The sequence below is a fragment of the Bacteroides salyersiae WAL 10018 = DSM 18765 = JCM 12988 genome (assembly GCF_000381365.1).
In the GTDB taxonomy this organism is placed as follows: Bacteria; Bacteroidota; Bacteroidia; order Bacteroidales; family Bacteroidaceae; genus Bacteroides; species Bacteroides salyersiae.
Map to the genome: position 1 here is coordinate 2,538,027 of NZ_KB905466.1, position 13,740 is coordinate 2,551,766.

The 13,740-nt window shown below is 44.0% G+C and carries 9 protein-coding genes; 4 read left to right on the forward strand and 5 right to left on the reverse strand.

Annotated elements, in window-relative coordinates; translation table 11 throughout:
• Window positions 1-43: 43 nt before the first annotated feature.
• Window positions 44-1,243, forward strand: a complete 1,200-nt coding sequence (locus tag HMPREF1532_RS09410) for a sugar MFS transporter (protein ID WP_005928212.1) — start codon at window positions 44-46, stop codon at window positions 1,241-1,243.
• 271 nt (window positions 1,244-1,514) lie between these two features.
• On the opposite strand, the gene HMPREF1532_RS09415 is transcribed toward HMPREF1532_RS09410, so the two are convergent.
• Window positions 1,515-4,109: a beta-mannosidase gene (locus HMPREF1532_RS09415; protein WP_005928216.1), complete on the reverse strand. Its 2,595-nt coding sequence runs from the start codon at window positions 4,107-4,109 to the stop codon at window positions 1,515-1,517.
• Window positions 4,110-4,344: 235 nt separating this feature from the next.
• Here HMPREF1532_RS09415 and cysK point away from each other — a divergent pair, with 235 nt between their 5' ends.
• Window positions 4,345-5,295, forward strand: a complete 951-nt coding sequence (gene cysK, locus HMPREF1532_RS09420) for a cysteine synthase A (RefSeq protein WP_005928217.1) — start codon at window positions 4,345-4,347, stop codon at window positions 5,293-5,295.
• Between the two features lie 95 nt (window positions 5,296-5,390).
• Here cysK and HMPREF1532_RS09425 read toward each other — a convergent pair whose 3' ends face one another.
• Together HMPREF1532_RS09425 and rnr are read right to left on the reverse strand one after the other, a co-directional pair.
• A complete protein-coding gene (locus tag HMPREF1532_RS09425) occupies window positions 5,391-5,864 on the reverse strand; it encodes a pyridoxamine 5'-phosphate oxidase family protein (RefSeq protein WP_005928220.1) in 474 nt (157 codons plus the stop codon).
• A 145-nt stretch (window positions 5,865-6,009) separates the two neighbouring features.
• The gene (gene rnr, locus HMPREF1532_RS09430) at window positions 6,010-8,151 is read right to left on the reverse strand and encodes a ribonuclease R (protein WP_005928222.1); all 2,142 of its coding nucleotides are present in this window, start codon (window positions 8,149-8,151) and stop codon (window positions 6,010-6,012) included.
• Window positions 8,152-8,449: 298 nt separating this feature from the next.
• Here rnr and HMPREF1532_RS09435 point away from each other — a divergent pair, with 298 nt between their 5' ends.
• Window positions 8,450-9,457 (forward strand): NAD-dependent epimerase/dehydratase family protein, encoded by a 1,008-nt coding sequence (locus tag HMPREF1532_RS09435; protein WP_005928225.1) that lies wholly within the window; start codon window positions 8,450-8,452, stop codon window positions 9,455-9,457.
• Window positions 9,448-10,413, forward strand: coding sequence for a phosphatase PAP2 family protein (locus HMPREF1532_RS09440; protein WP_005928227.1), 966 nt, complete (start codon window positions 9,448-9,450; stop codon window positions 10,411-10,413). The genes HMPREF1532_RS09435 and HMPREF1532_RS09440 overlap by 10 nt, the downstream gene beginning before the upstream one ends.
• Before the next feature lie 390 nt (window positions 10,414-10,803).
• On the opposite strand, the gene HMPREF1532_RS09445 is transcribed toward HMPREF1532_RS09440, so the two are convergent.
• Window positions 10,804-12,624: an LPP20 family lipoprotein gene (locus HMPREF1532_RS09445; RefSeq protein WP_005928229.1), complete on the reverse strand. Its 1,821-nt coding sequence runs from the start codon at window positions 12,622-12,624 to the stop codon at window positions 10,804-10,806.
• A gap of 84 nt (window positions 12,625-12,708) precedes the next feature.
• A complete protein-coding gene (gene dusB, locus HMPREF1532_RS09450) occupies window positions 12,709-13,689 on the reverse strand; it encodes a tRNA dihydrouridine synthase DusB (RefSeq protein WP_005928231.1) in 981 nt (326 codons plus the stop codon).
• Window positions 13,690-13,740 lie beyond the last annotated feature (51 nt).

The window sequence follows — 13,740 nt, forward strand, 5'->3', positions numbered from 1 at the left end:
TTTATATTTTGTCTATCTTTGCACGTCCATTTAGTTTGAAATTATGCAAAAGCAGAGATATGCATTGGTGAAAAAGGAATATAGGATTCCTTTTATCCTGGTTACTTCTTTATTTTTCTTATGGGGGTTTGCCCATGCCATTCTTGATGTGTTGAATAAACATTTTCAGGATGTAATGGTTATTAGCCGGGCCCATTCGGCATGGGTGCAGGTGATGTTTTATTTGGGATATTTTGTTATGGCGATTCCGGCCGGACTGTTTATTAATAAATACGGTTATCGCCGTGGTGTTGTCTTCGGATTACTGCTTTACGGGCTCGGTTCTCTATTATTTATTCCCGGAGAATATTGGATGTCGTTCAATTTCTTTCTGTTTTCTTTGTTCGTCATCGCCTGTGGTTTGGTTTTTCTGGAGACTGCTGCCAATCCCTATATGACAGAGTTGGGAGACAGGGAGACTGCTGCCAGCCGGTTGAATCTGGCCCAGTCATTCAATGGCTTGGGGTGTATCTGTGGGCCGTTGGTAGGTGGATTATTATTATTTTCAGAAGACGGATCAGCCGCCATCGCTTTGCCCTATACGTTGATGGGTATTGTGGTATTGTCAGTCGCTATGGTTTTCTCTAAGATCAGGTTGCCGGAAATAGTTCATGAAGAAGAAAACAAGGAACAGGAAAAGGTGGGAGGATTATGGTCGCATAAACTTTTTGTTTTGGGTGTTGCCGCCCTGTTCTGTTATGAGATAGCTGAGATTTCCATTAACAGTTTCTTTATCAATTACGTGGTAGACGATGGCTGGATGAATGCCCGGGATGCTTCTGTCGTGCTCTCTTTCGGAGGATTGGGCCTGTTTATGTGCGGACGTTTTGCCGGTAGCTGGATTATGCAGCGCATTTGTGCAGAGAAAGTATTATTGTTTTGTGCCATATGCACGGTGATCACTTCTTTATTGCTTGTGCTGAACTTGGGGATGGTTTCCCTGATTGCCCTTTTCTTGGGTTATGCATTTGAAGCTATTATGTTTCCTACTATCTTTGCCCTTTCTTTGAGAGGATTGGGGAGACATACGAAGCGCGCTTCCTCATTTTTGATGATGTCACCTGTCGGTGGGGCGGTAGGCCCGTTAATGATGGGATATGTAGCCGATCAGACTACGATGTCTTTCTCTTTTATAGTGCCTTTACTCTCTTTTATAATAGTTATGTTGTATGCTTGGAGAGTGAATGTGGCAAAATCATATTGAGCTTTTATCAAGAACCATTGTATATAATTTGACAGGTTTATCATTATAAAACATCCGGATGTTGCTAATGAAAACATGCCCATGTTGTATAAGACAACATGCCCATGTTCTGACATAAAACATGGGCATGTTTTTACTTCTTGATCCTATAGGGAAGAGAGACGGAAGTATACTTTTAAGTAGTAAAAGAGTATACTATGCTTATTTATAATAATATTAAGCAATACTTTTGAAAGACAACCAAACGGGTTTGCTTCAGTCTTGATTTTTATTAATACTCGTCACTGAGTGATATTACTTTCAGTTGCTTTTCCAACATCGACTGCGATAAAACGGTATAAATAACAACCGATACGGGAGTGCCCGGCAGTATGTCAAAGTAATTGTCGCTGAAAGAGCTTTCTGCATCACCTGTACTTAAAAATACAGCCCGTGCAAAATAATCACTTTTCAGGGTTACCTCGAAACCTCCTTCTACCGGTTTAATGTCCCGTGTAATCGATACTTTGGGATAATTGACCTCTTTTTGCTTGACTAAAAAGTATTGATTCGAATAAATGTTTTTATTCTTATCTGTAAGCCGGGCATAAATGAAAACGTCTTCTTTAGGGATATTTTTTAGTGCTTTGTCCAGTTCGATGGAAAAGAGCTTACGGCTCGTATTGGCGGCTATCTTTACGGTTTGCCGGAAGTCGCTGATGATTTCACCTGTCAGTTTGATAACTTTTACATCGAGGGTACCGCTACAAGAAGCAGGGCGGTCGGAAACCACATAGATGTTCAGCATACCTTCCTCATCGGCAATGGGGGAGACGAGCAGATCACGATAGGTTTGACGGGCAAAGTAGTGTTGCGCTTTCCAGCGTCCGTAATAGTCGCGGCTTGCCCAAGAGGCCACCGGCCAACAATCGTTATGCTGCCAGAAAAGTGTTCCCATGCAATAAGGCATGTCCCGTCGGTGGGCTTCAATAGCTGTTTTGATGGCATCTCCCTGCAATACATGATTCATGTAGAGGAAAGCTTCGAAATCTTTCGGTTGACGATATTCGTTCAACAGATATGTTTCGATCAGTCCGTTGGCATGCGCGCCACCGCGTTGGTGAGATATCATTACCTCCGAGTAGATGTCCCAGTCTTCCGGGTAGGGAGCATAGCGCTTTACCGATTCAAATTCCGGAAACGACTGGAAACCATATTCGCTGAAAAAGCGGCTGCGTGCTTTGTTGTAGCTGTTGATCGGTTCTTTGGAATGCCATACGTTCCAATAATGGCGGTCGCCGTTGCGATCGTCGCTGCCGCCGTCATAACGGGCAAAAGGAGAAGAGGGCCAATAAAAACTTTCAGGAGCATATTCTTGAACGACTTCGGGAAGCGTCACGTAATATTGATCGGTAAATTGTTTCCATATCCGTTGCTCGTACTCCGGATTCTGCTGGGTATATCGCCTTTGCCATCCCCAGTTGAACCAGGCATCATTGCACTCATTGTTACCGCACCAAAGGGCGATACAGGCATGATTGCGCAGGCGCTTTATGTTGTCGATCGCTTCCTGGCGGATATTTTCAAGAAATTCACCTTCGGCAGGATAAAGGCTGCATGCGAACATGAAATCCTGCCAAACCAGTATACCATATTGGTCGCAAAGATCGTAGAAGAGGTCGTTCTCGTAAATACCTCCTCCCCAGATGCGCAGCATATTCATATTGGCATTGACTGCGTCGAGAATGGTTTTCCGGTATCTTTCTTCCGTGACGCGTGGCAGAAAATTGTCTTGAGGAATGTAATTGGCGCCTTTTGCAAAAACAGGTTGCCCGTTTAGTTCCACATAGAATGTCTTTCCGTCCTTGTCGGGCTTATTGATAATCTTTAAGGAGCGGATTCCTATTTTCTCTGTTTGGCTGTCTGTAAGTCGTTCGTTGACAGATAAGTCTGTCCGGAAGTCATAACGGTACGGTTCTCCCAGTCCGTTGCTCCACCAAAGCTCCGGGTTTTTGAGGACGAAAGACACGGTTGCTTTGTTGAACCCTTTTTTGAGAGATAATCCTTGCTGTCCCAGTACTTTCCCGGATTTATTATCTGTAATGGAGACAATGGCTTGGTCGAAATCTCTGTCTGCTTCTATTTCTACTTCTCCGGTGATGGTTGCCCGGCTTTTGTTTACTTCTTTTTGCCGGATAAAGATATTGTGAATATGTGCATCGTCCCATGCTTCTATAAAGACGGGGCGCCAGATGCCCGATGTGACCAGACGCGGTCCCCAATCCCATCCGTAATGATAGCCTGCCTTGCGGGCGAAGACGCTGACCTTCTTATCGAATACTCCGCCATTCTCCGATTGGTCATTGGATGCTTCGTAATGATAGGGAAGCGCATCCCATTTAGGGATATCCATTTTGATGGGTGAGTGGAAGTAAACTTTCAGCTTATTATCATCCGGCAGCAGATAGGGTTTTATATCGACTTGCCACTCACGGAACATATTATTGGCTGCCAGTATCTTTTTTTCGTTCAGGTAGACATCCGCATAGGTATCCAGTCCTTTGAATATGAGTCTGATAGTTTGTTTCTGCATGATTTCTGCCGGGAGAGAAAAAGTGGTTTCATAGATCCAGTCTTCTTTGTCGATCCATTGCAGCCCTCTTTCGTTGAGTCGGAAGAACGGATCTTCAATGATTTTATTAGCCAGCAGATCGGTATGTATCACACCCGGTACGGTGGCCGGATACCAGTTGGTAAGTCTTGCCTGTTTGAATTTCCAGCCTTCATTCAGTTCCTTCCGGAACGGGACGGCCATCAGTAAAGCACTGCATAGGAGTGATGAGGCCAGTAAGCCGGTACGTTTCACGGTTGATTTCAGTTCCTTCATAATATATTCGTTCTATGTGTTGTGGACTTCTATTTGCAAAAGTATGGAAAATTACCTTTATCGAATGATGAAATTTTATTGAATGCTGATACTATTCTGAATATTAGGGGCTGTTTTTCGTGTTTATACCTTATTTGTAGTACGAATTTACCACAAGTGTGGTATTTCCGGCGAACTAAAACCTCCCTATCTTTGTCGTATAATAAAAGAATGGATATTTAAATACAATATAAGTATGGCAAAGATAGCGAAAAAGCTGACGGACCTTGTTGGCAACACTCCGTTGCTGGAGTTGAGTAATTACAATGCAAGTAAAGGATTGAAAGCCCGCGTGGTAGTAAAGTTGGAGTATTTTAATCCGGCAGGAAGTGTAAAAGACCGCATTGCGCTGGCAATGGTGGAAGATGCGGAGGTGAAAGGTGCTTTAAAGCCCGGTGCCACTATTATTGAGCCGACCAGTGGAAATACGGGGGTAGGACTGGCTTTTGTATCTGCTTCTAAGGGATATAAACTGATTCTGACGATGCCGGATACCATGAGTGTAGAACGACGGAATTTGCTGAAGGCTTTAGGGGCCGAGTTGGTATTGACCCCCGGTGCCGACGGAATGAAGGGTGCTATCGCCAAAGCGGAAGAATTGAAAGCAAATACTCCCGGTGCAGTGATATTGCAGCAGTTTGAGAATCCTGCCAATCCGGCTGTGCATGTACGGACTACCGGACAGGAAATCTGGGCCGATACGGATGGCAGGGTTGAGATATTTGTGGCTGGAGTCGGTACAGGGGGGACAGTAAGCGGCGTCGGTAAGGCGTTGAAAGCTCATAATCCTTTAATAAAGGTAGTGGCTGTGGAACCTGCGGATTCTCCGGTTTTATCCGGCGGTAAGCCTGGTCCTCATAAGATACAAGGTATCGGTGCAGGATTTATCCCGAAAACTTATGATGCTTCGGTAGTAGATGAAATAGTACAGGTACAGAATGACGATGCTATCCGGACCAGTCGTGAACTGGCTACAAAAGAAGGATTACTGGTAGGTATCTCTTCGGGAGCTGCCGTATACGCTGCTACCAAACTTGCCGAACTTCCGGAGAATGCCGGTAAAACAATAGTAGCACTACTGCCTGATACAGGAGAACGCTACTTGTCGACGATTTTATATGCTTTTGAGGAATACCCTCTTTATTAGTTGAAAGTTGAGAGTTGAAAGTTGAAAGTTAGCTGCGCTATAAATACGCGCTGCATAGTAACTTTCAACTTTCAACTCTCAACTAAATAAGGCTTTCAACTATTATGCGGGGCAGCATATTCTTTGGCTGTCACGCTATCAATAGGTATTTCCCATATTTTCACATTTCTTACAGCCGGGTCGGAGTATACGAATTCCCGGCTGCTATAATGTTTCATGATGATATTCAGTGCTTCCCGTTTACTGTCCATATCTTCGATGAATCCTACCTTTCCACGGCAAATGACGCTCTTGGCTTTCATACGGTAACTGCAGGCTACTTTGGGATGCTGGAATACCAGTTCGTGATCTGTGCTGAAAGTGATACACACATGGTTGTTTTGCGCCAGCATATCGATACTGCTTCCGGTAGGGCCGGAATGCAGATAGATAACTCCCTCCTGATAACCGAAATTCATGGGTATTACGTATGGATTTCCTTCCAGATCGGTGATGCCGACAAAACAGATATCGCAACGGGAGATGATCTCTTCCACTCGTTGTCTGTCTTCTATGATAACAGTTTTCATTTTAAATAATTCAATAATATATCAAATCAATAATGTGCCAATTAAATAATGTGCCAATATGCCAATGTGCCAATTGCCATTCGGCTGGACAGCGCAGCTAATTGGCACATTGGCATATTAGCATATTGGCACATTATTCACATTATTAAACTAATGCAAAGTCGAGTTGTTTCTTTTCCAAATTGGCTCGTGCCACTTTAACGGTGATGGCATCTCCCAGGCTATAGGTGTGATTTTTGCGACGTCCCCGCAGGCAATAGTTCTTTTCGTCGAACTCATAGTAGTCATTATCCAAATCGCGCATCGGTATCATACCCTCGCATTTATTTTCGTTGAGTTCTACATAAAGCCCCCACTCCGTAACTCCGGAAATTACTCCGTCGTAGGTCTGACCTACCCGTTCACTCATAAATTCCACTTGTTTATACTTGATGGAAGCACGTTCGGCATTGGCGGCAATTTGTTCCATGTTCGAACTGTGGTCGCACAGGTCTTCGTATTTACTTTCCGAAACACTTCTTCCACCATCGAGGTATTTGGTAACTAACCGATGAACCATCATATCCGGAAAACGGCGGATGGGGGATGTGAAGTGAGTATAATAATCGAATGCCAAGCCGTAGTGGCCGATGTTGTGCGTTGAATAACGGGCCTTCTGCATGGCACGGATAGAAACTGTTTCGATCAGGTTTTCTTCTTTTTTTCCCTGTATATCATCCAACAGGTGATTGATGGATTTCGAAATATCCGTTTTGGTACCACTGGTACGCAGTTTGTATCCGAAACGCGCAATGAACTGATTCAGGTTGTCTAACTTTTCCGGATCGGGCAGGTCGTGAATACGGTAAGGCAGGACTTTGGCCTTTTTGCCTTTAGGTACACGGCCTATCTGCTCGGCTACCGTCCGGTTGGCAAGCAGCATAAACTCTTCCACTAACTTGTTGGCATCTTTCGATTCTTTGAAATAGACGCTGACCGGTTTTCCTTTCTCATCTATCTCGAATTTTACTTCGTAACGGTCGAAATTGATGGCACCGGCGGCAAAACGCTTTTCTCGTAAAGCTTTGGCAATCGTATCCAGCATCAGTACTTCATCTTTAAAGTCACCGTTTTTGGTTTCGATGATCTGTTGTGCTTCTTCGTAAGTGAAACGACGGTCAGAATAGATCACTGTATGTACGACACGGGAATTTTTCACATCTCCTTTTTCCGTGATGTCGAAGATGACGGAAAATGCGAGTTTCTCTTCGTGTGGACGCAGGGAGCAGAGGAAGTTGCAGAGACGTTCGGGCAGCATCGGTATGGTACGGTCTACCAGATAAACGGACGTTGCGCGTTTCTCGGCTTCCTTATCGATGATACTTCCTTCTTTTACATAATGGGTCACATCGGCTATATGTACGCCTACTTCCCATAAATTATCTTTTAGTTTACGGATAGAAAGCGCATCGTCAAAGTCTTTGGCATCTTTCGGGTCGATGGTGAAAGTCGTTACTTTACGGAAATCTTCACGTCTGGCTATCTCTTCTGCCGTGATTTCCGCCGGGATTTTATCGGCAGCTTTCTCTACAGCCTGCGGATAAACGTAGGGCAGGCCGAATTCCGCCAGGATGGCATGCATTTCGGTTGTGTTATCCCCTGCTTTTCCTAAAATATCGATCACCTGTCCGATCGGATTTTTGGCTTTGTCCGGCCATTCGATCACCTTTACCACTGCTTTGTCTCCGGTCTTTCCACCTTTCAGTTTGTCTTTTGGAATGAAAATATCGTTGGCCAGTGTCCGGTTTTCGGTTACCAGAAAAGCATAAGACTTCTCTACTTCCAGTGTACCCACAAAGGTGTCGTTGGCGCGTTCCAGAATTTCGATCACTTCTCCTTCGGCATCATGGTGCTTGCGTTTGGCAAAAAAGGCTATCTTTACTTTATCATTATTCATGGCATGGGCCGAATTGCGTTCGGCTATGAATATGGGTTCGCCTCCGCCTTCGGGAATAAATGAGTTCTTTCCATTGCTTTTCCGTTGGAAAGTCCCTGTCATCTCGATACCGTGATTGTTGAGTTTGTATTTGTTTTTATCGACTTCCGTTATGTAGTCGTCTGCCAGCATATCCGCGAGAATATCCATGCACAGCATTTTCAGGGGATGTGTGGTAAGGTGTAATTCCGCGAAAAGATATTTAAGGCTGATAACCTCTTCCTGTTTGGTATGGAAGAAATCCATTAATATGTTTGCCAGTTCTTTTTTCTTCATTCGTTTACCGGCTTTCTTTTCTTTCTTTTTCGCCATATTTTTTAAATTATAAGTTTAGTATGCAGGCCAGGTGGTAAGTGCGTATCTTATACGCTGGTTTCTAATTATTAATAGATACAAAGTAAATGATTAAATATTAATAATTCAAGATTTTCATGTACATTTGCCCGCGAGTTGATTAATATTATAACAAATTGGGGGCAGAAAATCCTACTCGGAATGAAATTTAATAATGTGTCAATGTGTCAATATGCCAATGTGCCAATTACCATTCGGATAAACAGCGCAGCCAATTGGCACATTGGCATATTGGCACATTGAATAATTATCTCTTATGGCAAGTATCTTAATAACAGGAGCAAGCGGATTTATCGGCAGTTTCATTGTGGAAGAAGCATTGAAGCGTAAATTTGCTGTGTGGGCAGGCATTCGTTCGTCGAGTAGTAAGAAATATTTGCGTGAGCGTAAGATCCATTTTCTGGAACTGGATTTTGCCCATCCCAATGAGCTGAGGGCACAGTTGTCCGGGCATAAAGGTACTTATAATAAGTTTGATTACATTGTACATTGCGCCGGACTGACCAAGTGCAGGGATAAGAAAGAGTTCGATCTTGTCAACTACTTGCAGACGAAGTATTTTGTCGATACGCTACGGGAGTTGAATATGGTTCCCAAACAGTTTATTTATATCAGTACGTTGAGTGTTTTCGGACCGGTGCACGAGAAAGATTATGCTCCGATAAAGGAGACCGATATTTGTACTCCGAATACTGCTTACGGGCTTAGTAAACTTAAAGCAGAATTGTATATACAGAGTATTCCCGGTTTCCCTTATGTCTTTTATCGTCCTACGGGAGTATACGGTCCGCGTGAGATGGATTATTTCCTGATGGCGAAATCGATTCGCAACCATATGGATTTTTCGGTTGGCTTCAAACGCCAGGATCTTACTTTTGTATATGTGAAAGATATTGTTCAGGCCATTTTCTTAGGGATAGAGAAACAGATATCCCGTCGTGCTTATTTTCTTTCTGATGGAAAAGTCTATAAAAGCAGTGCATTTTCCGATCTGATACGAAAAGAATTGGGGAATCCATACGTTATTCGATTGAGATGTCCGTTAATTGTCCTTAAAGTTGTATCTTTGCTCGCTGAATTCGTGGCTACCCGTTCGGGAAAGAGCAGTACACTGAATTCGGATAAGTATAAGATAATGAAACAACGAAACTGGCAATGCGATATAACTCCTGTCATGAAAGAACTGGGATACGTTCCGGAATACGATCTTGAAAAAGGAGTGAAAGAGGCTATTGCCTGGTATAAGAATGAAGGATGGCTCTAGATTTATTTAAACGTGTAGAGACCCGCAAGGGACTGTTCGCTGTCGAGAAGGTGACACTGATATATAATTTGTTAACTTCCATATTGATTCTGTTCCTTTTTCAGCGGATGGATCATCCCTGGCATATGTTGCTCGACAGGGTTATGATTGCCGGTATGACGTTTTTGCTGATGTATCTCTACCGGCTGGCACCTTGTAAGTTTTCCGCATTTGTGCGTATTGCCATTCAGATGAGCCTGCTTTCTTATTGGTATCCGGATACTTATGAATTTAACCGTTTCTTTCCCAATTTAGATCATATTTTTGCTTCGGCCGAACAATGGATGTTTGGAACTCAGCCTGCCCTTCATTTTTGTTATCTTCTTCCGCAGAAATGGATGAGCGAGGCTTTTAATTTAGGCTATTTTTCTTATTATCCGATGATTCTGGTAGTTACACTGTTTTATTTCATTTACCGGTTCGAGTTGTTCGAAAAGCTTTCTTTTGTATTGGTTACTTCGTTTTTTATCTATTATCTGATTTATATATTTGTTCCGGTTGCAGGTCCTCAGTATTATTTTCCGGCCATCGGGTTTGAAAATGCAGAACACGGGACGTTTTTTGCCATCGGTGATTATTTCAATTATCATCAGGAGTTACTTCCCGGTCCGGGATATGAGCATGGCTTCTTTTATAATTTGGTAGAGGGGTCGCAGCAGGTCGGCGAACGGCCTACGGCTGCTTTTCCCAGTTCGCATGTGGGGATTTCTACTATCCTGATGATTATGGCATGGCGTGGCAGCAAGTGGTTGTTCGCTATTTTGATGCCGTTTTATGTGCTGCTTTGTTGTGCTACTGTCTACATACAGGCCCATTATCTGATTGATGCGGTTGTCGGTTTTGTTTCTGCATTCGTGATGTATGTCCTTGTGACGAAGATGTTCAAGAAATGGTTTGCGGTGCCGATGTTCAAGTAAGGTGAACAGGGAAGAGAATGCCGTTCATAAAAAATAAATAGTAATCGATGCTTTATTTTATTTAAAGCTCCCCCGGCATTTGTTGTTAGAATGCCGGAGGAGCTTCGCCTTATGTAGAGAAGATTATAGGGTTTTATTGTTAAGAGTACGGAGGATAATGGCAAAGATCGTTGGATTATTCTTCGCAAATATAATGAATGTTTGTATTCCCGGTTTAATTTGGCAAATAAAATGATGGGGAATGATTGGATTTTAACTTATAAAATCAATACGTGTCACGGTTTTCAGTGACAAAACTTTTTAAGGGAGATATAAAAGTTGAGGTGCGATGTGAAAGGGTATGGTAAAGAGTGCGGCCCACATGGAATTTCCGTGCGGGCCGCCTGTTATTTAAAAATGACTTAGGTCGATCAGTCCGAAGTTCGGGTCTTTTTCCGGTTGCCATGTACGTACATGGATAATCGGTTCTTTGGGATTATTGAGATCTACCATCAGGAAAAGATACCCTGTGTCGCCGTAACTGGATGAAAAGTAGTCTTGTTTGATCTGGATGCCATAGATTTCTCCTCCTACTCCGGATTTACGCACTTGATTATCAGCAAAACGGATGTTGATATACTCATTGCCTGCGAAGATGTGTTTCAGTCTTTTCATGAATTCGCTTTTCGTCTGGCGGGTATATTTGACGGCATCTTTGCTCATAGGCTGATTTTCGTTCGCCACTTTGTGTTTCAAGACGGAACCGGTGATAATCAGAGCATCATCCGAGAAGATGCTGTTGATGTAATCGTAACGTTTCAACGCATAGGCTGTTTTGTAGCTCTCGAGGAAGTTTATCAGTACCTTACGCACGTCGTCTCCCCAAGAGGTTTGATTCATGATGTCGTCAACGGCCGGTTTGTTGAGTCCGAATGAGATCGCGTCTATTTTCCCCTCTTTAGTCAGGGTGAATACAACGTCCTCGACGAATGTGCGCCGGTTGCCGTTGAAACTGAAACTCATAGGAAGGCTGCGGCAGGTGATTTCACCATTGCATTCCAGGTATTTGAGTTCAGGCTCTTTTATTATTTTGGCATTGCCATATTTGATAAGTTGATTGAACATGGAAAAACCTTCCGGCGTGCATATGGATTGTATGTTCGTATAGTTCTTAGAGCGGATTGCCTTTTCTACTTCGTCTATGGTGTTTTGGTAAATGGTGGTGGCTTCGTCGGCGAGGTAATGCATGGCGGATTCTGTCTGTTTGGCACTATCACCGGAGGCAGCTTGCAGAGGCTCTTCAGGGGCGGATTCTCCCGGTTTGGGTTCGTCACCTTCCAGTTTTAAATAGCAATTGCGCATAGGGATCGGGTTTACCGATTGCATCACTTCTGCCAGTTCATTGTCGATGTTCGATTCGCCTTCGAACATGTATTCTGTTTTGATCTGCATTCCTTTGGCATTGGCTACGGCCGGCATTTCGATGATGCCCAGTCCGTCTTTTGCCGAAAAGATGTTCGACCAATCGCGCCCGTCAAAATAAGTGTAGTCGTAATTGCGGGCGGGTTTGCCTTTGTAGAGTACTTTCAGATCGATGGTTTTCAGATCCCCGTCGATATGCACCTCGTTGATAGAGACTTCCAGATGCGAAAAGATCTCATTCATTTGTTTGGGAATCCAATTGCATAGTAATTGCTCTTTGCCTTCTTCGTCTTTTATGGTGAGGAAATTGCCGTCCGGATAGCTTTGCAGCAAGATAAGAGCCCAGTAATAATAACGTAGGGCATCGGCTACCTGTGCCTTTTTCTCGGCTTTTATCGCTTCTTGGGTAAAGTCGAGCAGTTTGGTTTTGCGGCCTTCGAAAATACGTTGTATCTCGCTCACTTTGATGTAGCGCATGACAGCTGCTTCCGGTTCGTTTTGTATGACGATGCGACGGGTGTTGTTCAGGGTAGCCCGTGAATAGGTGTTGATGACCGATTTGAAGGTCTCGTCCACCGTAGCCTTGTCTCCGTCTGTCCCTCCTTCGGTGAGCTGGCTGAATTGGCTGGATACATTGGTGGAAATCTGGCTGATTAATGCAGCCAGAGCTTCATTGTCGGCTTTCTTGAGCGTGGAAGCGTTTCCTGTTCCCCAAATATATTCTTTGCTGTTCTGTATTTCTTCTACAGATTGTGCACGAAGCAGTGGGAGGCTGAATGTCAGCATAACAAGAAGTAGCAGTTTTCTCATATTGTTTGTTACGTTATAAGAGGTTCATTTTCTTGCAAAAGTAATAACTTTTTTATAATTATGCGATTAAAGTCGATCTCTTTTTTATTCACCTTCCGGCTTTATTTTGTCGAAAATTTGGAAAAGTTCTTCTACTGATTCTGTTCTTAGCATGGCAATACGGGTTTCCCGGAAATTTGGAATGCCTTTGAACAAGGGTGTTGCAGCCAGATGGCGGCGTATGTGTATGATACCCCGGCGTTCGTCCAGGCGGGTTACACTGTTGAGTACCTCTTCGCGGAGTACGTTTAGATACCATTCGAAAGTTTCGGGCGGCAGTTCGTTACCTGTTTCTAAAAAGTGTTTTACTTCGCGGAAAATCCACGGCCGGCCGATGCTGCCGCGACCGATCATGATGGCATCCACTCCGTAGCGGTCAAAGCATTCCTTTGCCCGTATGGCCGAGGTGATGTCACCGTTGCCAATGATCGGGATGTGCATGCGCGGGTTGTTTTTCACTTCGCCGATCAGCGTCCAGTCGGCTTCTCCCGTGTACATCTGTGCACGGGTACGTCCGTGGATGGCCAATGCGGCAATGCCGCAGTCTTGCAATTGTTCGGCCAGATCGACGATGATCTTATGGTCGGCATCCCAGCCCAGCCGGGTTTTTACGGTAACCGGTATTTTCACGGCATCTACTACGGCACGGGTGATTTCAAGCATTTTCGGAATATTCTGCAACATTCCGGCACCGGCGCCTTTTCCGGCTACTTTCTTTACGGGGCATCCAAAGTTGATGTCCAGTATGTCGGGACGTGCTTCTTCTACGATTCGTGCGGCTCCTACCATGGCTTCGGTGTCTTTACCGTATATCTGTATGGCAACGGGGCGTTCTTCATCGCAAATCGTGAGCTTCTGCGTGGTTTTATTGACCGAACGTATCAGTGCGTCGCTCGAAACGAACTCGGTGTATACCATATCTGCTCCAAACTTTTTACACATCAGACGGAAAGCGGGATCGGTCACATCCTCCATCGGGGCTAAGAAAATAGGGTGTTCACCCAAATCTATATGGCTTATTTTCATTTGTTGTTTACTTAATTATGCGGTTTACGATTGAAGTAACTTTCTTTATCG

Coding starts and splice junctions, on each gene's coding strand:
- dusB (WP_005928231.1), bottom strand. CDS start 13,689: ATGAAAATAAGCCATATAGATTTGGGTGAACACCCTATTTTCTTAGCC.
- HMPREF1532_RS09410 (WP_005928212.1), top strand. CDS start 44: ATGCAAAAGCAGAGATATGCATTGGTGAAAAAGGAATATAGGATTCCT.
- rnr (WP_005928222.1), bottom strand. CDS start 8,151: ATGGCGAAAAAGAAAGAAAAGAAAGCCGGTAAACGAATGAAGAAAAAA.
- HMPREF1532_RS09440 (WP_005928227.1), top strand. CDS start 9,448: ATGGCTCTAGATTTATTTAAACGTGTAGAGACCCGCAAGGGACTGTTC.
- HMPREF1532_RS09435 (WP_005928225.1), top strand. CDS start 8,450: ATGGCAAGTATCTTAATAACAGGAGCAAGCGGATTTATCGGCAGTTTC.
- HMPREF1532_RS09425 (WP_005928220.1), bottom strand. CDS start 5,864: ATGAAAACTGTTATCATAGAAGACAGACAACGAGTGGAAGAGATCATC.
- cysK (WP_005928217.1), top strand. CDS start 4,345: ATGGCAAAGATAGCGAAAAAGCTGACGGACCTTGTTGGCAACACTCCG.
- HMPREF1532_RS09445 (WP_005928229.1), bottom strand. CDS start 12,624: ATGAGAAAACTGCTACTTCTTGTTATGCTGACATTCAGCCTCCCACTG.
- HMPREF1532_RS09415 (WP_005928216.1), bottom strand. CDS start 4,109: ATGAAGGAACTGAAATCAACCGTGAAACGTACCGGCTTACTGGCCTCA.